This is a genomic window from Chitinimonas koreensis (assembly GCF_014353015.1).
Classification (GTDB): Bacteria; Pseudomonadota; Gammaproteobacteria; order Burkholderiales; family Chitinimonadaceae; genus Chitinimonas; species Chitinimonas koreensis.
In genome coordinates, this window is the sequence record NZ_CP060704.1 from 4,268,372 (window position 1) to 4,289,441 (window position 21,070).

At 69.6% G+C, this 21,070-nt stretch carries 9 protein-coding genes and 1 pseudogene; 1 reads left to right on the top strand and 9 read right to left on the bottom strand.

All coding sequences use genetic code 11. The annotated features are described in order from the left end of the window. Positions 1 to 24: 24 nt before the first annotated feature. On the top strand, positions 25 to 804 hold the full coding sequence (locus H9L41_RS17890) for an SDR family NAD(P)-dependent oxidoreductase (RefSeq protein ID WP_034606352.1): 780 nt from the start codon (positions 25 to 27) through the stop codon (positions 802 to 804). 118 nt (positions 805 to 922) lie between these two features. On the opposite strand, the gene H9L41_RS17895 is transcribed toward H9L41_RS17890, so the two are convergent. The 9 genes and pseudogenes from H9L41_RS17895 to H9L41_RS17935 all read right to left on the bottom strand — a co-directional run bounded on the left by H9L41_RS17895 (position 923) and on the right by H9L41_RS17935 (position 20,917). Further along, positions 923 to 2,806: a glycoside hydrolase family 35 protein gene (locus H9L41_RS17895; RefSeq protein ID WP_211236831.1), complete on the bottom strand. Its 1,884-nt coding sequence runs from the start codon at positions 2,804 to 2,806 to the stop codon at positions 923 to 925. A gap of 62 nt (positions 2,807 to 2,868) precedes the next feature. Then, positions 2,869 to 5,151 carry a beta-glucosidase gene (locus tag H9L41_RS17900; RefSeq protein WP_028445303.1) on the bottom strand — a complete coding sequence of 761 codons (2,283 nt, stop codon included), beginning with the start codon at positions 5,149 to 5,151 and terminating at the stop codon, positions 2,869 to 2,871. 13 nt (positions 5,152 to 5,164) lie between these two features. After that, positions 5,165 to 6,532, bottom strand: coding sequence for a Gfo/Idh/MocA family protein (locus tag H9L41_RS17905; RefSeq protein ID WP_028445304.1), 1,368 nt, complete (start codon positions 6,530 to 6,532; stop codon positions 5,165 to 5,167). Between the two features lie 129 nt (positions 6,533 to 6,661). Next, positions 6,662 to 9,664, bottom strand: a complete 3,003-nt coding sequence (locus H9L41_RS17910; RefSeq protein ID WP_028445305.1) for a TonB-dependent receptor domain-containing protein — start codon at positions 9,662 to 9,664, stop codon at positions 6,662 to 6,664. 664 nt (positions 9,665 to 10,328) lie between these two features. Continuing rightward, entirely contained in the window at positions 10,329 to 13,382 is a 3,054-nt protein-coding gene (locus H9L41_RS17915; RefSeq protein WP_028445306.1) for a TonB-dependent receptor domain-containing protein, read from the bottom strand. A 465-nt stretch (positions 13,383 to 13,847) separates the two neighbouring features. Continuing rightward, positions 13,848 to 14,818, bottom strand: a pseudogene (gene araH, locus H9L41_RS17920) (L-arabinose ABC transporter permease AraH). Next, positions 14,815 to 16,344, bottom strand: coding sequence for an L-arabinose ABC transporter ATP-binding protein AraG (gene araG / locus H9L41_RS17925; protein WP_308417301.1), 1,530 nt, complete (start codon positions 16,342 to 16,344; stop codon positions 14,815 to 14,817). The pseudogene araH and the gene araG overlap by 4 nt, the downstream one beginning before the upstream one ends. A 206-nt stretch (positions 16,345 to 16,550) precedes the next feature. After that, the gene (locus H9L41_RS17930) at positions 16,551 to 17,435 is read right to left on the bottom strand and encodes a substrate-binding domain-containing protein (RefSeq protein WP_308419531.1); all 885 of its coding nucleotides are present in this window, start codon (positions 17,433 to 17,435) and stop codon (positions 16,551 to 16,553) included. Between the two features lie 74 nt (positions 17,436 to 17,509). Next, the gene (locus tag H9L41_RS17935) at positions 17,510 to 20,917 is read right to left on the bottom strand and encodes an NPCBM/NEW2 domain-containing protein (RefSeq protein WP_245589173.1); all 3,408 of its coding nucleotides are present in this window, start codon (positions 20,915 to 20,917) and stop codon (positions 17,510 to 17,512) included. Positions 20,918 to 21,070: the final 153 nt, after the last annotated feature.

Genomic DNA, 21,070 nt, shown 5'->3' on the forward strand with positions numbered 1-21,070 from the left:
CACTCCCTGCTCCAGCGAGTCCCCATGCCCAATACCGCCTGCTACCCCAGCCTGCAGGGCCGCACCGTCTTCATCAGCGGCGGCGCCAGCGGCATCGGCGCCAGCTTCGTCGAGCAGTTCCATGCGCAGGGCGCGCAGGTCGGCTTCGTCGACCTCGATGCCGACGCGGCCGCCGCATTGCTGGCGAGGATCGCCGCCGGCCCGCACACGGCGGGCGCGCCGGTGCCACTGTTCTCGCGCTGCGACGTGACCGACGTCGAGGCGCTGCGCGCCGCGATCGAGGGGACGCGCGAAGCGTTCGGGCCGGTCGCGGTACTGGTGAACAACGCGGCGAACGACCGGCGCCACCGCGTCGAGGAGGTCACGCCCGAGTCCTGGGACCGTTGCCTCAACGTCAACCTGCGCCACCAGTTCTTCGCGGCGCAGGCGGTGGTCGACGACATGGCCGCGCTCGGCGGCGGTTCCATCGTCAACCTCGGTTCGACGAGCTGGATGATCAAGGGCGCCGGCTATCCGGCCTACGCAGCGACCAAGGCGGCGGTCCTGGGCCTCACGCGCGCGCTGGCCCGCGATCTGGGCCCGCGCAATATCCGTGTCAACGCGCTCGTGCCCGGCTGGGTGATGACCGAACGGCAACTGAAGCAATGGATCACGCCGGAAGCCGAGCAGGCGATCGATGCGAACCAGTGCCTGCCGGGCCGGCTACAGCCGGCGGACATCGCGGCGATGGCGCTCTTCCTCGCCGCCGACGACTCGCGCATGTGCACCGCGCAAAGCTTCATCGTCGACGCGGGCTGGGCCTGAGCATGGCGGCCGCAATGCAGCTCGCCTGGGATCGGCGGCATGCACTGGAATTACCAGGGCAGGCCGAAGCCGCGCTCCGGCCTGCCTTGAGCGCCCGCCCAGGGCAAAAGCAACCGGATCAGTCGTTCATCCGTTCGAAACCGGCCACCGCGCCGCTGGCGGTCTCGCGCAGGTCCAGCACCACCACCTCGTTGCGGCCGCGGCGCAGCCACGGCGCCGGCAGGTAGAGCCGCTGCTGCGGCCCGATGTTCCAGTAGCGGCCGAGATTGTGGCCGTTGACCCAGACCATGCCCTTGCCGAAGGCGGACAGGTCGAGGAAGGTGTCGGCCGGCTCGCGGCCGATGTCGAAATGGGCGCGGAAGAAGCGGCCGGGCCGCGGGTCCAGCGCGGCTTCCGGCGTGGCCGGCAGCTTCCGCACCCAGTCCTCCTTCAGCGCCAGCGGGAACATCTCCCAGTTCATCAGCGTCATGCCAGCCAGCGTCACGTGGCCGGTGATGCCCTTGCGGTCGATCAGACGGTCGGCGAAGTTGATGCGGCCCATCGCCTCGACCATGACCTCCAGCAGCGGCGGCTCGCCGCTGCCGTCGCCGGCCGGCAGTTCGATGCTGTTCTCGCCGAGCCGGCGGTCGAGGTGTCCGATCAAGCGGCCGTCCAGGTAGACGCTGGCCAGGTCGTGCAGCCCGTTCAGCACCAACTTGCCGCCGCGCGCGCCGGCCAGCCGGGTGCGGTACAGCATCAGGCCCTGCTCGTGGCCCAGCGCGTCGAAGCTCTTCGGATGCGCTGAACGGACCGGCTTCGGCAGTCGTTGCCACAGCGAGGCGTAGGGCTCCAGCTTCACCGGCGGCAGCGTCGTCACCGGCACCGGCGGCGGCAGCTCGGGCAGCGGCTGGCCGGCATGGCGCCCGATCAGCTCGCGCAGCTTGAAGAACTTCGGCGTCGGCCGGCCCTGCTCGTCGATCGGCGCGTCGTAGTCGTAGCTGGTCACGTCCGGCTCGTAGCCCTTGCCGCCCGAGTTGGCGCCGGCAGTGAAGCCGAAGTTGGTGCCGCCGTGGGCCACGTAGAAGCTGAACGAGCGGCCGCCGTCCAGCAGGTAGCCGACCTCCTTGAGCACCTCGTCGACCGGAACCTGTGCCCACTTTTCGCCCCAGTGCGTCAGCCAGCCCGGATAGGTCTCGCTGCTGAATACCGGTACGCCCGGGTTGATCTTGCGGGCCAGCTCGAAGTGCGCGTCCTCGCTGCCCGAGTCGAGCCCAACCGCGGCGCCGGGCAAGGTGCCGGCCGACAGCATGGAGACGCTGGGTCCATCGGCGGTATAGAACGGTACCGTGATGCCGTGGCGGCGCCACAGCGCGGCCAGCCGCGCCAGGTAGGCCCGGTCGTTGGCATAGCTGCCGTATTCGTTCTCGATCTGCAGCATCGCGATCGGGCCGCCACGGTCGATCTGCAGCGGCGCGAATTCGGCCGCCACCGCGGCGACGTAGCGCTCGACCGCCTTCATGTAGCGCGGGTCCATGCCGCGCACGCCGATGTCGGGCGTGCGCAGCAGGTAGGGCGGCAGGCCGCCGAAGTCCCACTCGGCGCAGACGTAGGGGCCGGGCCGCAGCAGCACCAGCAGGCCTTCCTGCTGCGCCAGGCGGACGAACTGCGCGATGTTGCGGCTGCCGCTGCGGAAATCGAACTTGCCGGGCTCGGCCTCGTGATGGTTCCAGAACATATAGATAGGCACCGTGTTGCAGCCCATGGCGCGGACCATGCGCAGCCGGTGGCGCCAGTACTCGGGCGGGATGCGCGCCGGGTGCAGCTCGCAGCCGATCACCCGGTAGGGCTGGCCGTCGAGCAGGAAATCGTCGCGGCCGAGCGCGAAACGGCTCGGCTTGGCGGGAGGTGCGGCGGCCTGGGTGGCGGCATCGACCGGCGTCGCGACCAGCGGCAACGCGGCGGTGCAGGCCATTGCGAGCGCGAAGCCGGCGACGCGGCGAACGATGGAATGGCGATTCGTCATGGCTGTTCGGTACCGATGGTTGAAGGCACAGGTCGACGCAGGTGCGTCCGGGGGATTGGAACTCATGGCTGATCGAACCCGACCGTGGCGCGCACGTCCTGCGACGAGGCAGCCACTTCGAGCGTCCAGGCACCGGGCCAGGAGCGCCAGCCGCGGCGCGCGTCGCTCCAGGTCGCCAGGTCGGCAGCGCGGAACGGCAGCGTGACGACCCTGGACTCGCCCGGCTCGAGCCGCACCTTGGCAAAGCCCACCAGGCCGCGCAGCGGCCGGTCGTTCTCCGGCACCGTCGCCGCGGTGCCGGGCGGCCGCGCATAAAGCTGCACCACCTCGGCGCCGGCGCGCGGGCCGGCGTTGCGCAGGGTGAAGGTGACGGCGCCGCCGTCGGCGCTCAGCCGCGCGTCCGAATAGTCGAAGCGGGTGTAGCTCAGGCCGTGGCCGAAGGCGAAGTCGGGCGCGATGCCGTCGAGCTCGAAGCCGCGGTAGCCGAGCGCCGGCCCTTCCAGGTAGGCCACCCGCACGTCGCCGCGGAAGTATTGCGAGCGGGTCAGGTCGGGCTGCTTGCGGGCGGGCTTGCCGTCCTTGCCGAACAAGAGGCCCGGATAGGCCGCGGCGCCGAGCCGGTGCACGCGCCAGTCGGCCAGGCGTTTGCCGAGCGTGAACGGCAGCTTGCCCGAGGGCGACACGTCGCCGAACAGCAGGTCGGCCAGCGCGCGGCCGCCCTCCTGGCCCGGATACCACTGCAGCAGCAGCGCCGGCGCCGCCGCGGCCAGTTCGCCCAGCGCCATCGGCGAGCCGCCGGCCAGCACGGCCACGGTGCGCGGATTGGCCGCGGCCAGCAGCTTCACCACCTCGGCCTGCGGGCCGGGCAGCGCCAGCGTGGTCTTGTCGGGCCGTTCGCCGCTGTTGCCCTCGTGGTCGAAGCTGAAATCGATGCCGCCGACGAACACCACCGCGTCGACCGCCCGCGCGGCCAGCGCCAGGCCGTCGCGGTCCAGCTTGCCGCCGGCCAGTTGCCACGGGTAGCCGATCACCTGGGCGCCGAGCCGTTCGCGCAGGCCGGCCAGCGCGGTGATCTCCTGCACCGGGAAGGTGGCGCCGCTGCCGCCGAGCTTGAGCAGTTCGTCGCCGCCCTGCGCCATGGTGAAGCGGCGGTCGGCGTTCGGTCCGAGCACCAGCACGCGCTTCACCCGGGCGGGGTCGAACGGCAGCGTGGCGCCGTCGTTCTTGAGCAGCACCGCGCCCTCGAGCGCCGCCTGGCGCGCCAGCGCGGCGTTGCCGGCGGCATGGCGCGGCGGCACCGCGCCGGCCGGGTCGAACGCGCCGACGCGGAACAGCAGGCGCAGGTTGCGGCGCACCGCCTCGTCCAGCGTCGGTTGGGCGACCTGGCCGCGCCGCACCAGCTCGAGCAGGCCGCGGTCGTACTTCGCATCGGCGTCGAAGGGCATGCGCAGCGTGGTGCCGCCGTTCAGCGCGGCGGCGTCGGCGCCGTCGTCCCAGGCGCCCCAGTCCGAGACGAAGGCCGCGTCGGAGCCGGCCGCCTCGCGCATCAGCGTGCGGTTGACATGGGCGTTGTCGACCGCGGCGACGCCACGCACCCGGTTGTAGCCAGGCATCACCGCCCAGGGGCCGGCCTCGCGCACCGCGATCTCGAACGGCCGCAGGTGGAATTCGCGCAGGGTACGCTCGTCGAGTTCGGACGAAGCCGCCAGCCGGGCGCTTTCCTGGTCGTTGGCCACCAGGTGCTTGATGCAGGCGGCCACGCCCTCGGACTGCACGCCGCGGATATAGCCGGCGGCGATCTTGCCGGCCAGCAGCGGGTCTTCGCCGAAGTATTCGAAGTTGCGGCCGTTCAGCGGCGTGCGCGCCAGGTTCACGCCGGGGCCGAGCAGCACGCGGTGGCCGGTCGCCTTGGCATCGCGGCCCAGCAGCGCGCCGTAGCGCTCGGCCAGGCCGGTGTTCCACGAGGCCGCCAGCGCGATGCCCGAGGGCAGCGCGGTGGTCGGCACCTCGGCGCGTACGCCCTGCGGCCCGTCGGTCATCACGATCCGCGGCAGGCCGATGCGGCCGATGCCGCCGTAGTCGGCGAAGCCGCCGCTGCCGTGCAGCAGGCTGGCCTTCTCCTGCGGCGTCAGCCGGGCCAGCAGGTCGTCGACCCGCACCTCGAGCGGCCGCGCCGGATCGAGGTAGGGTGCGCCGACCAGCGCCGGATCGGTCGGCACGCCGACGCCGGCCAGCGGCGGCAGCGCGGCGCTTTCGGCGAACTGCCCGGCCCGGACCGGTCCCTGCAGCAGCAGCGGGACGATCAGGCCGAGTGCCCAATGGCGGGCCGGTTGCTGCAGACGCATGGCGGCTCCCGGCTCAGTAGCGGTCGTTGAAGGCGAAGATCGGCTTGCGCGTCTGCCAGGCGCCGGCGGTGAAGTCCGGGAAGTCCAGGGTCTGGAAGCCGGCGGCGATCGACTGCTCGGACAGCGGCGTGATCGCGCTCCAGGCGACCGCGTCGTAGATGTCGATCGGCATCGGCGCGGCGGCCTTCAGCGCCTCGACGAAGGCGTGCACCACGAAGAAGTCCATGCCGCCGTGGCCGGCTCCCTCGGCCTCCTTCTCGTATTTCTTCCACAGCGGATGGTCGTAGCGGTCGAGCCAGGGCTGCACCGGCTCCCACTCGTCCTCCTGCTTGGCCTGGCCCTCGATGTAGATCGACTCGTTGACGTCCATCCAGATCCCTTGCGTGCCCTGCACCCGGAAGCCGAGCGAATACGGCCGCGGCAGCGAGGTGTCGTGCTGCAGCAGGATGGTCTCGCCGTTGGCGCAGGCCAGCGTGGTGGTGACCACGTCGCCGAGGCTGAACCGGACCTTGGCATTGGGGTGATCGGCGCCGCCGGTCCTCACCACGTAGTCGTGCAGGCCGCGCGCCTTGGTGGCGAAGCTGTTGATGCGGGTGAAGCGGTTGCCGCGGTTGATGTTGGCGTACATCGCGCACGGGCCGATGCCGTGGCTCGGGTAGAGCTCGCCGTTGCGGCGGACCGAATGCTCGGTGCGCCAGCGCGCCTCCGACCAGCCCTTGGGGCCGAACTCGACGCCGCCGCCGTAGGGCTTGGCCGGGTCGCCCGAGTTGAACTTCACCGCGCGCAGATCGTGCTGGTAGCCGCCCTGCAGGTGCACCAGCTCGCCGAACACGCCGCTGCGCACCATCTGCAGCACCGCCATCACGTCGCGGCGGAAGCAGACGTTCTCCAGCAGCATGTAGGGCGTGCCGGTCCGGAGCTGGGTGTTCAGCACGTCCCAGTGATCCTGCAGCGTGATGCCGGCCACCACCTCGCAGGCCACCGCCACCTTGGCGTTCATCGCGTCGATCGCCATCGGCGCGTGCCATTCCCACGGCGTGGCGATGACCACGCCGTCGAGGCCCTTCTGTTCGAGCAGCTCGCGGTAGGCGTGCTGGTCGCCGTTCTCGCCATAGGTCTTCGGCTTGGGCTTGCCGGCCTTGGCGATCATGTCGAGCGCGCGGTTCAGCATGATCGGCTCGATGTCGCACAGCGCGACGACCTCGACGTCGTCGCGCCGCACCAGCTCGCGCAGCAGCACGCGGCCGCGCATGCCGGTGCCGATCAGGCCCAGCCGCAGCCGGCTCTTGCCGGCGGCCCGCGCCGTCAGCGGCAGGGCGCCGCTCAGCGCGGCGGCGGCGCCGAGCTTGGCACCCATCGAAAGGAAATCTCTGCGTTGCATGGTCGTTCTTCTCACGATTGAGGCACCCGGCGGCCGGGTGCACGGATTGCTGTCCAAGGGTGGCGCCTGCCGGCCGCGCCGGTGCAGGACGTGAAACGCGGGCGGCCCGTCCGCCGCCCGGCTGCGCCGTCAATACTTGTAGTTCATCGAGACGCTGTAGCTGCGGCCATACGGATTGGTGTGATCGGCGATGCCGATCCAGTTGGCCGGATCGTAATAAGGCAGCCGGTTGAACAGGTTCTTGACCGTGACGCCGACCCGCAGGTCCTTGACCGGCGTCCAGGACACGCCCAGGTTGGCCGTCCACCAGGACGGCACGCCGCGGCACAGCTCGTCGGGCAGTTGCAGCCAGCCGCCGGTGCAGTTGGCCGGCACGTTGTCCGTGTCGGTCTGGTCGTAGGCCCACTTGGTCCGGCCGACGTAGTTGATGTGCAGGCTGGTGGTCCAGGCGCCGGAGCTCCAGTCGGCGTTCAGCGAGGCGCGCAGCTTCGGGTTGTTCCAGTAGCCGACCGTATTGCCGTAGTACCAGCCCGACTCCTCGTCGAAGTAGTACATGTTGCGGCGGGCGATCGTGGCAGTCAGGCCCAGGTTCAGGCGGCCCCATTCGTTCAGCGAGAAGCGGCTCTTGGCGTCGATGTCGAAGCCGTCGACCAGCGTGGCGCCGTAGTTCTTGTACTGGCCGATGACGCTGGCCACGTTGCCCACGCTATAGGTCGGCAAGGTGCCGGGACAGGTCACGCCGCTGGCCGGATCGGCGCACATGTTCTGCAGGGCGGCCAGGTTGGCGCGGTCGTTGTCGGTGATGCCGTAGCGCGTCAGGCCGACGATGTCGCGCTCGTCGCCGTAGTCGGGCTGGGCGATCTCGTTGCGCCGGTACAGGAACCAGTAGTCGGCCGACAGCGACAGCCACTTGGTCGGCTCGAACACCAGCCCGACCGTGGCGATCTTGGCCTTCTCGGGTTTGAGATCCTTGTTGGGCTGGGTCATGCGCGCCACCGTGCGGCTGCAGTCGGCATCCTGCAGCGATTGGCCCAGCAGCACGTCGCCCTCGCGCTGCGACTGCTGCAGCAGATCGGCGATCGCGTTGGTCTCTTTGCAGCGGGTCCCGTCGCGGTAGCCGCCGAGCTGGGCGAAGATGCCGCCGGTGCCGGATTCCGCCAGGTTGGGTGCCCGGAAGCCCTCCGAATAGGTGCCGCGCAGCAGCAGCTCGGGCATGGCGCGGTACTTCACGCCGAGCTTGGGCGCGAGGTTGGCTGCGAAGTTGGGATACTTGTCCAGCCGCAAGGCCGCGTCGATCTCGATGTCCTTGGTGATCGGCGCGACCGCCTCGGCGAACAGCGCGCCGACCGTGCGCTTGCCGTCGAACCACGAGCCGCCCTGCTGGGTGATGCGGCCGTTGGCCGCGTCGGTATTGCCCGGCGTGAAGAACGACTCGCGCATCAGGTTGGCGCCGAACGCCGTGCGCACTTCGCCGGCCGGCAGCTCGAACAGCGTGCCTTCGACCTTGGCATCCAGCGTGGTGAGCCGGGTCCACGACTGGATGTCGAAGGTCGGGTAGGCCTCGCGCAGCAGCGCCGCGTTCGCCTCGCTGATCACGCCGAACTGGTAGGCCGGGTTGTCGGCCATCAGCGTGCGGCCGGTGGCCGGGTCGATGGTGAACGGGCCGAAGGCCTTGGCGAAGCCGTCCAGGTTGACGTTGATGGTCTGGTAGGTGACCGAGTGGGTACCGGCGGTGGTCAGGGCGGCGTCCCAGTCCCATTCGCCGAAGCTGCCGCGCAGGCCGGCCATCACGCGATAGCTCTGGTCGGTGTTGCGCTGGCCGAAGTGGCTGTCGCCGACGTCCTGCAGCAGGTAGTTCAGGCCGACCACGCCGCCCATCAGGGCCTTCAGCTCCGGGCTGGCCTTGTTGTAGACGTTGTTCGGACCCATGAACGGGTAGCTGAAGGTATTGACCTGGCCGCCGGTGTTGCGCGCGAACCAGCTGGTGGTGCCTTTGCCGCTGTTGAACGTACGCGGCGTGCCGCCGTTGGCCTTCAGATCGATGTCGGTGTAGGTCGCCTCGGCGAAGCCTTCCAGCGAATCGCCCAGCCGCATGCGGCCGCTCAGGTAGCCGGTGACGCGGTCCGAGCGGGCACCGCCGTCGATCTCGTCGTTCATCCAGGTCTGCCAGATGCAGCGCGGGCCGGCCGTCTCGGTGGTCAGGACATTGGGGCAGCCGGGCGCCGCCTGCTGCACGAGGGCGCCGTCCGGGCCGAAGGCGAAGTAGCTGCCGGGGTTGAATACGCCGGGCGCGCTGCCGGTGCCGAGGCGGAAGTTGGTGAGGTAGGTCGGTTCGTTGATGTAGTGCTGGGCCGGCTTCTTGTCGTACAGGTCGCCCAGCGTGATCGGGTCGCGGCGGTAGAAATTGAGCGAGCCATAGACGTTGTAGTTGTCCTCGCCGAGATTGCCGAAGCCGCCGGTGATGCTGGCCTCGTGCTCGCCGTAGGCATCGATGCGCGACGACCAGTCGCTGGTCAGGCTGAGCTCGGCGCCCTGGAACGTGCGCTTGGTGATGACGTTGATCACGCCGGCCACCGCGTCGGTGCCGTAGACGGCCGAGGCGCCGTCGGTCAGCACCTCCATGCGCTCGATCGCCGCGGCGGGGATCGCGTCGATATTGACGAACTGGGTCTGGAAGCCCGCCGGCGCGCCGTAGTACGACAGCCGGCGGCCGTTCAGCAGCACCAGCGTGCCCTGGGCGCCGAGGCCGCGCAGATTGGCCTGCGAGGCGCCGTCGGAACCGGTGAACAGCGACCAGTTGTCGCGCTGCGCCGGGCGCATCGCCGGCAGGTTATCCAGCACCTGCAGCAGGGTGCGGGCGCCCATGCTCTCGATTTCCTTCTTGGTGACGATCTGCAGCGGCGAGGCGGTCTCGGCGTTGATCCGCTTGATGTTCGAACCGGTGACGACGATGCGCTCGGCCGGCTTGGCGCCTCCGGCCGGTTTCGCCGGCGGCGCGGCGGTCTCGTCGTCCGGCTGCCGGACCGGGTTCCCGTCCGGGCCGGTCGTCGTTTCCTGCGGGGCGTCGGCAGCGTAGGCGCCGCCGATCATGCCTGCAGCCAGCAGGGCTGCAATGAGTCGCGTCGGTTTCATGATGTCTCCTGTGGCGCTATGGGTGGATGTGCCGCGAGCCTCCGGCGGCCACGGCCGGGGCTCGTTCTGCGATTCGCGTAGCGGGCGGCGCTGCGGGCCCGAGGCGCGGCGTTCTCAGGTACGCCCTCCATTCGAAAGTTTCATATGACTTTCTATTTCTTTCATTTACTCATGTTTGCATTGATTAAATTTCGATTCAATTGCTAATGGCAAGATGTTGCATCGATGGCACAGCCACTCGTCGCAGGAAAATGAAAGCGCCCGCAAGGCTGCGGGCGGCAGCGCCGGGCGCGAGCGCGGCGTGGGAGAGAGGAAGCGGAAGAAGAAGAAGAAGCCAGACCGCAGCGCAGTCCGCCGGAATGGATGCCCCCTCGGCTGCGCCGGCATCGGGGAACAAGCTCGGACGAGCGGCAATACCCGCCGCCCGCTTGGCATTGCCGGGCATTGGCCATCGTGCCCCGCTTGTGACCACGCATGCCGGCGCCGACCTGCTCCAGTCGCGAGCAGCGCTTGCCGGCGGATCTTCGCCTCCGACGAAAGTCCTCGTCCCGGCGTCGAGCCGGCATTCATCGACAGGACATCCCCGGGGCGGCGGCATCTCGCCGCGTCGGTCCTCAGTCCGGCCTGCGGCCAGCCGGCGGTGGCCGCAGGCGCGGACGGCTTGCTAGAACTTGTAGTTGCCGGCCAGGCTGACCACGCGGCCGAAGCGGTAGGCGTCTTCGTAGAAGTTCACCCCTTCGCCGCCTTCGGGGTCGTAACGCGGCGTCCGGCCGAACAAGTTCCGCACGTTGAGATCCAGGCGCAGCTGCTTGTTCGGCGTCCAGCCTGCGTTGAGCGTCCAGTAGGTACTGGAGCCGACGCCGAGATCGCAGTGCGATGCCGATCGGTTGTAGTCGTAGGCGTAGCAACTGCCGTCGTTTTCGCCGAGGTAGGACACCCAGCCGTAGCCGCGCTGGAGCGACTGACGGCCGGTGTAATTGCCGGTCAGTGCCACGTCGTATACGCCGCGCCTCCACTTGGCGGTTAGCACGCTGGTCACGCGCGGCACCAGGTAGCTGCCCACGGTGTTGGACGACCAGCCGTCGGTGGTCTGGTTCTTGATGCGGCGCTTGATCGTGCTCTGCCACGACAGGTCGACCTTGCCGTAGCTGGACAGGTCCAGATGCGCGTTGGCCGAAAGGTCGAAGCCGTCGAGCAGCGTGCGGCTCTGGTTGATCCAGCTGGTCATGAAACCGGCGATGGTGCCGACGGTGTACACCGGCATGCCGTTCGGGCAGGCGCTCGGGTTGGCGCGGCAGACCCGGGCGGCGCTGTCCTGGTCGAGGATGTCATCGCTGTTGATCGCGCCGCGCTCGAATACCCCTGGCACCTTGGCGACGTTGGGACCGAACTGCTCGATGGCGCGGGCGACGCGCTCGTTGGCGCTCTCCTGGACGATCTCGTTCCTGCGGCTGATGAAGAAGTAGTCGGCCGAGACATCGAACAGCTTGCTCGGGTTGAACACGAAGCCCACGGTGCCGATGTTGGCGGTTTCGGGCTTCAGGTTGGGGTTGGGCGTACGGACCCGGCCGGCGTACTGCTGGCCGCACTGCCCGTTCCGCAGATCTTCGGCCCGGTAGCGATCGGCTTGGAGAGACGATTCATCGAGCACCGCGGCGATCGCCGAAGCCTGTTCGCAGCGCACCGGATCGTAGACGTCGCCCAGCGCATAGGTGCCGCCGGTACCCTGCTCGATCAGGCTCGGCGCCCGGAAACCCTGCGACACGGTGCCGCGCAGCAGCAGCATATCGGCCAGTTGCGACTTGGCGCCGAACTTGAACACCACGTGGTTCTTGAAGCCGGGATACTTGTCGTCGCGCAGGGCGAAGTTCAGTTCGAGCTTCTCGTGCACCGGGGCCAGGATTTCGCCGTACAGCGCCTTGGTGGTACGGCTGCCCTTGTACCAGGTGCCGCCCTGCCAGACGATGTCGCCGGCCGCGGCCTGGGTGCTGCCCGGATCGTCGTAGCTCTCGCGGTTGACATTGGCGCCGACCGCGTACATCAGGTCGCCGCCGGCCAGTTCGCCGAGCTTGCTGGTGATCTTGCCGTCCCAGTTGACGATCTTGTCGTGCTTGACGCTGCCCCAGCGCGGGAACATCTGGTGCAGCAGCTCACGATTGCGCGCATTGGTGGTGCCGAACTGATAGGCCGGCGTGTCGCTCATCACGTTCTCGCCGTAGTCGTCCTGGGTATAAGGACCGAACGCGGCCTCGAAGCCGCTCGGGCTGGCATTGAGACCCTGGCTGAACTGGCTGGTCCTGGTACCGGCCAGCGTCAGCGCGCTCTCCCAGGTCAGGTCGCCATGCTCGCCGCGCAGGCCGGTGACGATGCGGTATTGCCGGTCGTCGGTCATCTCCCGAGCGTAGTCCGGGTCGTCGAGGAAGCGATAGTCCAGGCCGGCCTCCTGGCCCTCGTGCCCCGGTTGCCGCGCAATCACGTTGTACGGATTGGTCGGCGACAGCCACGGATAGATCAGCTGCTGCACCTCGCCCGGCTTGGTGCTGCGTGCGAACCAGCCGCCCCAGCTGCCGCCGCTCGCGATGGCCTGCGGCCCGGTCTTGCCACGGAACTTGATGCTGGAAGCGGAGACTTCGGTGAAGCCTTCGAGCGCATCGCTCAGCACGACGCGGCCGCTCAGCAGCAGGTTGACGCGCTTGGACGAAGGAATGGCGTCGTCGAGCAACCTGCCGCGATCGACCGCGCAGTTGAAGCCGCCGCCGGCCCGGACCGGCGTGGTGCAGCCCGCCGCCGGCACGCGGATGCGCATCAGCCCGCCTTCGCCATCGTCGACGTCGGCGAATACGGTGCCGGGGTTGATGGTGCCGGGCGGACTGCCGACGCCGATATAGAGATTGCGGCGATAGTTGGGGTTGTAGCGCAGCCAGTCGGGCTGCTTGGTGTCGGGGTCGAGCATGTCGGTGCCCGTCACCGTATCGCGCTGGTAGAAGCTCAGCGAGCCGAACAGGTTGTAGCGGTCGGCCGCCAGGTCGCCGGTGCCGAAGCTGACGCTGCCGTGGTACTCGCGCTGCGCGTGCAGCTTCGAAGCGATGCTGGCATCGCCGGAAACTTCGAGCCCGCGATAGCTGCGCTTGGTGATGATGTTGACGACGCCGGCGATGGCGTCCGAGCCGTAGATCGCCGAAGCGCCATCGGCCAGTACCTCGATGCGCTCGATCGCGTCGGCCGGGATGGCATCGAGGTTCACGAACTGGTACTGGTCGTCCACGGTGCCGCCGAAGCTCGACAGGCGGCGACCGTTCAGGAGCGTCAGCGTAGCCTGCGGCCCCAGGCCGCGCAGATTGGCGCCCGAGCCGCCGGAATTGCTGGACCAGCGCGACTGGGAGTCGGCCAGCCAGTAGGCGCTCTTGGAGGTATTGGCGGTGATGTGATCCAGCACCTCGACCATCGTATTGGCGCCCATGTCGGCGATATCCTGCCGAGTGATGATGGTCACCGGGGCCGCGGTTTCCTTGCTGATGCGCTTGATGCTGGAGCCGGTGACCTCGATGCGCTCGACCGGCTTGCCGTCGGCACGGTCGGCGTCCGCGGCCTTCGCCGGCGGCGTCGCGTTGCCGTCGAGCGGCGCTGGGGTATCCGCCGGTTCGTCGGGGGTCGCGGCGTAGGCGCCACCGACCAGGCCTGCCGCCAGCAGGGCCGTAAAAAGTCGCTTCGGTTTCATGATGTCTCCTGTGGCGCCAGAGGTTTGGGTGTGCTGCGAGCTTCCGGTGGCCACGCCCGGGCTCGACTTCATCCGATGCAGGGAACCGGCAGAGTCGGCCAGGGCTTGCGATATCCATCGATCGCCTTGGCCGATCCCGAGCAGATTCCTTTCTACTTACTTACATGATCTTTACATTTGCCTTTCGATACTTCAATAGAAAATATATTGATTGGTATAAATAAGACAAAGAAAAGATTTTGTGGGAGAAATAATCAAAAACGAAAGAAATGACGAGGTCGGCCGTGAGCGGCGGATGGCCGCACGGCGGAGGCGTGGAGGAAGGAGGATCGGGAGAGTCGGCCGGCAGCGCGGAACGGCATCGGCCGCCTGCGGCCCGGGCCAGGACGGCCCGCGCCGGTCAGAACGGAGGCGAGCGCCGGCCGGCGGTGGCGCAGCGCATCGCCGGCACGGCTGAACGGGACGTCAGCGGCTGCCGCGGCCCTTGAACTGGTCGAACAGCACGGCCGCCAGCAGGATCAGGCCGCGCATCAGGTACTGGTAGAAGGCGTCGACGTTGAGCAGATTCATCACGTTCTCGACCGTGCCCATGATCAGCACGCCGACCACCACCCCGAACATGCGCGCGCGGCCGCCGTGCAGCGAGACGCCACCGAGCACGCAGGCCGAGATCACGTCGAGCTCGAAGCCCTGGGCGGCGTTGGGCTGGCCGCTGGTGATGCGCGAGGCCAGGATCAGGCCGGCCAGCGCCGTCACCGCCCCTGCAGCAGAAAGATGCCGACGCGCAGCCGCTCGACCTGGACGCCGGCCAACCGCGCCGCTTCCGGATTGCCGCCGATCGCCAGGGTGTTGCGGCCGAACACCGTGTGGTTCAGCAGCACGCCGAACACCAGGAAACAGCTGGCCGTCACCAGCACCGGCAGCGGCAGGCCGAACAGCCGCGCGTCGCCGAAGGCGATATAGCCCTCGTCGGCGATGCCGACCGCCTCGCCGCCCGAGACGATGAAGGCCAGGCCGCGCACCATCAGCATGGTGGCCAGGGTGGCGATCAGCGCGTTGACGCGCAGGTAGGCGATCAGCACGCCGTTGCAGGCGCCGATCAGCGCGCCGGCGCCGAGCCCGGCGGCCACCGCGAGGCCGGCATTGCCGCTCTTCTGCAGCACGATGGCGCCGAGCACGCCGGCGAAGGCGATGGTCGAGCCGACCGACAGGTCGAAATCGCGCGAGGCCAGGCACAGCATCATGGTGCAGGCCACCATGCCGATCTGGGCCACCGACAGCAAGAGGCCGACGATATTGGCGGCCGAGAAGAAGTTTTCCACGCTGAACGACAGCACCGCGAACAGCACCGCATAGGCGAGCGGCATGCTGTACTCGAACGGCCGCTTGCGGCCGGCCGGGCGCGGGAGGGAAGCGGTGGTCTGGAGACTGGTCATGAGGACATCCGGGGACAAGGGTTGAGGTCGGCGCCGGCCGCGTCCGGCAGCGCCAGCCGCAGCACGGCGGCTTCGCTGGCGTCGGCGCGGTCCAGCTCGCCGCTGATGCGGCCGTCGCGCATCACCACGATGCGGTCGGCGATGCCCAGCACCTCGGGCAGTTCGCTCGACACGACGATCACGCAGACGCCGCGCGCGGCGACGTCCTGGACGATGCGGTAGATCTCCTGCTTGGCGCCGATGTCGATGCCGCGGGTCGGCTCGTCGAGGATCAGCACGCGCAGCCGCGGCTCGGCCAGCCAGCGCGCCAGGATCACCTTCTGCTGGTTGCCGCCCGACAGCAGGCGGATCTCCTGGTGCCGGTCCGGCGTCTTGATGCGCAGCCGCTCGATGAAATCGTCGGCGCGCCGCGCCTCGACGCGATGGCGCAGGAACAGGCCGGCCAGCAACTCATGGCGGCGACAGCTGACGTTGATGTTCTCGGCCACCGAGGCTTCGGCCAGGATGCCCTGCTCCTTGCGGTCCTCGGGGCAGAGCACCATGCCGGCGCGGATCGCACCGGCCGGGCCGCGGTTCGGCAGCGGCTCGCCGTCGAGCCGGACCGAGCCGCCGCTGCGCCGGTCGGCGCCGTACAGGAGCCGCATCAGCTCGCTGCGGCCGGCGCCGACCAGGCCGAAGAAGCCGAGCACTTCGCCGCCGCGCACGCCGAAGCTGGCCGGGCCGGCCAGCGCGGGGCCGGCCAGGCCCTCGACCACCAGCCGCGGCGTGGTCAGCTCACGCACCCGATAGGGATAGATGTCGCGGATCTCGCGGCCGACCATGTCGTGGATCAGCGTGTCGCGCGGCACCTCGGCCATCGCCGGATGGGTGGCGACCTTGCGGCCGTCGCGGAAGATGGTGCAGGCGTCGCACAGCCGGTACAGCTCCTCCAGCCGGTGCGAGATGTAGATCAGCGTATGGCCGCGCGCGCGCAGGTCGCCGACCAGGCGGAACAGCACCTCGCTCTCGCGGTGCGACAGGCTGCTGGTCGGCTCGTCGAAGGCGATGATGCGGGCGTCCTGCAGCACCGCCTTGCAGATCTCGACCATCTGGCGCTGGGCGATCGACAGCTCGGCCAGCCGCGCGTCGAGATCGAGCTCGACGCCGATGGCGGCCAGCTTGTCGGCCACCAGCCGCCGCGCCCGGCTGCGGTCGACCAAGCCGAAGCGGCGCGGCAGCCGGCCCAGCAGCACGTTCTCGACCACCGTCAGCTCGGGCACGTACTGCAGTTCCTGGTGGATCACGGCGATGCCGGCGGCGATCGAATCGGCCGCCGAATGGAAATGGCACTCGCGCCCCTCGACCAGCAGGCGGCCGCCGTCGGGCCGGTACTGGCCGCCGAGGATCTTCAGCAGCGTCGACTTGCCGGCGCCGTTCTCGCCCAGGAGGCCGTGCACGCTGCCGGCGTGGACCTCGAAGCTGACGCCGTCGAGCGCCTTGACGCCGGGAAAGTGCTTGGAAACCTGGTCGAACTGCAGTGAAGCCATCATCGTCGTCGACAACCGGGATCGAATTGAAAAGCCGCGCCGCCCACTCGGCGCGGGAACGGGCCGCCGCCGGCGGCCTCGGACCTGCGGGGTCTACAGCCCCATCTTGGCGCGCACTTCGGCCTGGTTCTGCCGCGTCATCAGCATGCCGGTGGTCAGCGTCAGCAGCGGCGGCTGGCGGTTCTCGGTGATCCAGCGGTACATGTTCAGCGAGGTCTCGTAGCCGTGGCGCTTGGGCTGATCAGCACGCTGGCGTGGAAGCCGGTCGGCTGCGCCTTGGCGAACTCGATCGAGGCCGTCTTGCTGCCGCCGATGCCGATGCCGATCACCGAGGCGGCCGGGAAGCCGCGGCCTTCGGAGGCGCGCACGCCGCCCATCACCGCCTCGTCGTTCGAGCCGAAGATGATCCAGTGCTTGAAGCGCGCCTGCTTGGTGAACACGATGTTGGCGGCGTTGAAGGCGTTCTCGGTATCGGGCTTGGCTTCCGGCGCGTCGAAGATGTTGGCCACCGGGAAGCCGGCGGCGAGCAGCGCCTCGACCGTGCCCATGGTGCGCTCGCGCGCGGTCGGCAACTGGTCGTAGGCCACCCGGATCGCGCCGACGTCGGCCAGCGCCCAGCCGCGCGCCTTGATCTCGTCGAGCAGGCCGCGGCCCACCTGCTTGCCGATCTCGGCCGCCGAGATGCCCATGTGCGGCACCTCGGCCAGCGGCTTGCCGGCGCCGTCGAGCAGGCGGTCGTCGACCGACATCACCTTCAGGTTGCCGCGCTTGGCCGCGCGTACCACGGCGGTGCCGAGCTTGACGTCGGGCGCGCAGATGACGAAGCCCTGGGCCTGCTGCGCCGCCAGGTTGTCGATGGCGTTGACCATCTTCTCGCCGTTGGGCACCGCGATCTTGATCAGCGTGAAGTTCTGTTCCTTGGCCGCCTGCTCGGCATAGCGCCATTCGTCCTGGAACCACGGCTCCTCGGCCTGCTTGACCAGGAAGCCGATCTTGACCGGATCGGCCGCGGCCGCGCCGGCGCCCAGCGCGGCCAGGCCCAGGCCGACCAGCATGTTGATGACGGCGCGTCGGTTGAAGGGAAGGTTCATGGCTTGTCTCCTTGTGACGGGCCCGCCGCAGCCGACGGCGGGCCTGGTTTGCATTCGATCGGCCGGCCTGCGGCTCAGTGCGTTCCGCCCGCGTCGCGGTCGTCGCCGACCCGGTCGCCGGCCAGTCCGACCAGCAGCGGGTTGGCCCAGTTCGCGCACAGCCGCGCCGGCCGGCGGCCGGTCGCGCCCGTGGTGCGAAGGCTCAGCGTGCCGATGCCGCGGATGTCCAGCTCCGGCTTGACCACCGCCGGCGCCTCGATCCGGCCGCTGTCGAACAGCAGCCGACCGTCGCCCCAGACCTGGAAGTGCAAGCCGCCGTCGCCGCGGCAGCGATCGTCGATACCGACGTCGGCGCGGAAGCGCTGCCAGTCGCCGCGCAGGCGGAAGTCGATCCGGCTGCTGCCGCCGACGCCCAGGCCGCGGCGGAACTGCAGCCCGTTCATGCGCATCGGCGAGGCCGCGCCGGCGGCGCGATCGCGCGCCACCGCGCCAAGCGAGCTGTCGGCGCGCAGCCAGCGCGCCTCCGACAGGTAGCGCTGTTGCTCGGGCCGTGCGGCCGGCCGGTGCTCGAGCAGGCGGAAGGTCGACAGCGTGATCGGCGCGACCTTGTCCGGCTGCAGCGCGTCGTAGGCCGCCGGCACCGCCGCCGGCACCGGATCGGCGGGCTTGCCGCCGTCCGCCTCGTCCAGCTCGGCCTCGGCGTCGTAGGTGCTGATCACGCGAAAGCGCAGCAAGCGGCCGATGCGCGGCGCGAAGTCCACCGTCTGCACGCCCTGCCGCCGCGCGAGCCGGCCGCGCACCGCCGGGCTGCCCCAGTCGCCGTTGCGGTCGGCCAGGTAGAGCTCGAAATCCTTCACCAGGCCGTATTTCCAGTGCTCGTCGGTGCGCGGCGCGATCTCGAAGCCGTCGAGCAGGCGGCGTTCGCCCAGGCTCAGCACGAATTCGTGCGGCCCGACGGCGGCCGCGTCGCGCTTGCTCTTGAACCAGGTCGCGGCTTGGTCGTCCAGCGCGTTCTCCAGCGGATGGCCGGCTTCCTCGGGCGGGCGGCCGACCACTGCGAGGCTGTCGGCCGGCAGCGCGCGGCCGAGCTCGGGCGCGGCCGGGTAGCCGGCGGTCGCCGCCAGGCCGGCAGCCGGGTCGGCACGCACTGCGAAGGCGAGCGGATCGCGGATCGACACCGGTGCGGTCTTCACCAGCAGCGTGCCGTAGCGGTCGGCGGCGTCGAAGAACCAGCCTTGCGCGGCGGCCTCGAAGGCTTCCCGGCTGGCTTGCTGCGGCAGCGCGCCGCCCTGCAGCGAGACCGCCAGCGGCCGGGCGCGGCTATGGATCTGCAGCCGGTAGGCACGGCGCGCCTCCTGCCCCCGATAATCGCCCTGCACCGCGCCGAGCGCGATCGCGATATCGCCGGCGCCGTCGGCCGGCGCGCTCATCGCGACGGTCTGGCTGCTGAAGCGGCCATCGCGGTACTGCCGCGTCTCGCCGTCGTCCTCGTACAGCGTGTAGCTCGAGCGGCCCTGCGGGTACAGGTCCCAGGTCAGCGCGTCCTTGGCCACCTGGCCGTCGTACAGCGCCGCCGGGTACATCGGCACGATGGCGCCGGCGCGCACGAACACCGGCAGGGTCTCGAGCGTCACCGCGTAGTCGAGCAGCCGGCCTTCGCTGCCGGCATCGACCACCCGGCCGTCGCGGTAGTCGATCCAGCGCCCCTCGGGCAGGTAGACGCCGCGGCGCCAGCCGCCGCTGGCGGCCTGGCTGCGGAACACCGGCGCGACCAGGAAATCGCGGCCGAGGAAGAACTGCTGCTTGTAGTCCTCGCCGAAAGCGTGCGGATCGGCCGGGTGGTCCCACATCAGGCCGCGCACCATCGGCGCGCCGGTCTGCTCGGTCTCGCGCGCCAGGGTGTAGAGATAGGGCATCAGCCGCATGCGCAGCTTGAGCGCGTCGCGGTTGAGGCTGCGGTAGGGCTCGTCGAACCACCACGGATGCTTGCGCACCGCGGCCGACCAGCCGGACATGCCCATCAGCACCGGCGTGAAGGCCTTCCATTGCAGGTCGCGGGTATAGGTTTCGGGGCTGCCGCCGAAGATGCCGTCGACGTCGCCGGTGGCGTAGGCCATGCCGGACAGGCCCGAGCCGACCAGGGTCGGGATGTGCCAGCGGATGAAGTCCCAGCTGCCGCTCTGGTCGCCGGTCCAGGCCACCGCGTGGCGCTGGATGCCGGCCCAACCCATCACGGTCCAGACGAAGGGGCGCGAATCGGAGTTCTGCAGGATGCCGTCGGCCGCCGACTGGTTGGCGTCCATGGCGAACTGATAGCCCTGGCCTGTCCAGGCCACGTCGAGCTTCTGCACCCGGGTGCCGGCCTGGCCGACTTCCCAGGCGATCTTGCCGACGCCGTCCTCGGTCCACAGCCCGGTGCGGAAACCGAGCCGGCGCAGGCCCTGCACCACCTGCGGCAGGTCGGTGTAGCCGCAGCCGTAGCCGTCGTTCGGCAGGATCCAGCCACCGGGCATGTCGTGGCGGCGGTACTGCTCGGCGACCGAGGCGATCACGTCCGGCGTGGTGCCGGTCGGCCCGTCGCTCCAGCCGGCCGGCACGGTGCCGGGCTTCTTGCCGTTGTCGCCGTCGTTGTAGCAATCGGCGTCGCCGTATTCGTAGCCCCAGCGCGGCAGCAGGCGGGCGCGGCCGGTCAGCTCGGTATAGCGGTCGAGCGCCTCGCGCAGGGTCGGACCGACGAAGTAATAGGCATCGAAGCGCTCCTCGCGGTGCTGCAGCAGGGCCCGGTCGGGTTGGCGCAGGTCGTAGCCGCCGTCGCTCCAGGTGTTGCGCAGCATGCCCCAGCCGCGCGAGCTCAGCAGGAAGGGCGCGGGATTGGGCCGGTCGCCTTCGTCCCAGCCGCCCGAATACGACACCTCGAGCTGGCGGCCCTTGAATTCGAAGCGGCCGTTCTGCTGGCCGCCGCCGAAGAAGCGCTCGCCGGCATCGCTCGACAGCGTCTGCACGCTGGCGTCGCGGCCGAGCTCCAGCGGCTGCAGCTCGCGCCACAACGGCTGCAGCGCGCCATCGGCCGCCACCCGGTCGAGCTCGAAACGCAGCGGCTTGCGGTAGATGCGCAGCGCCAGCGCCGCCGTGCGGATCTGCAGCCGGTCGGCCTGCTCGTCGAGCTGGTAGGGCACCGCCGCCCGCGCCGCCGGCAACACGATGGGCGCAGCCTTGTCGCCCGGCGGCTGCAACCGGTCGCGCACGCCGGCTTCGATGCGGACCACGTCGGCGCGCAGCAGGCTGATCCGCACGCGCATGCCGGCATCGGTGCGCAGCACCCAGGCGGTCGGCGCCTCGGTGCCCGCCTCCGCCGCCGTCAGCGCCTGGAACTGGCGCAGATTGCCGAGCGGAACCGCGCCGGCCTGACCGGGCAGCAGCGCCAGGGCGACCAGCGCCGCGATCCCGGGCCCGCCTGCGATTCCGATTCCGTGCATAGCCATGCGACCCATCGTTTATATATTCCAAATATCGAAACTCGAATCTAGACGGTGGTCGCAGCACAAGTCAAGAAATCGAAAGAAGAAAAGCAAGAAATGGAAAATTCAGGCGCAAAATGACAACACTCGGCTGGACCCGCATGCGCTCCCGTCCGT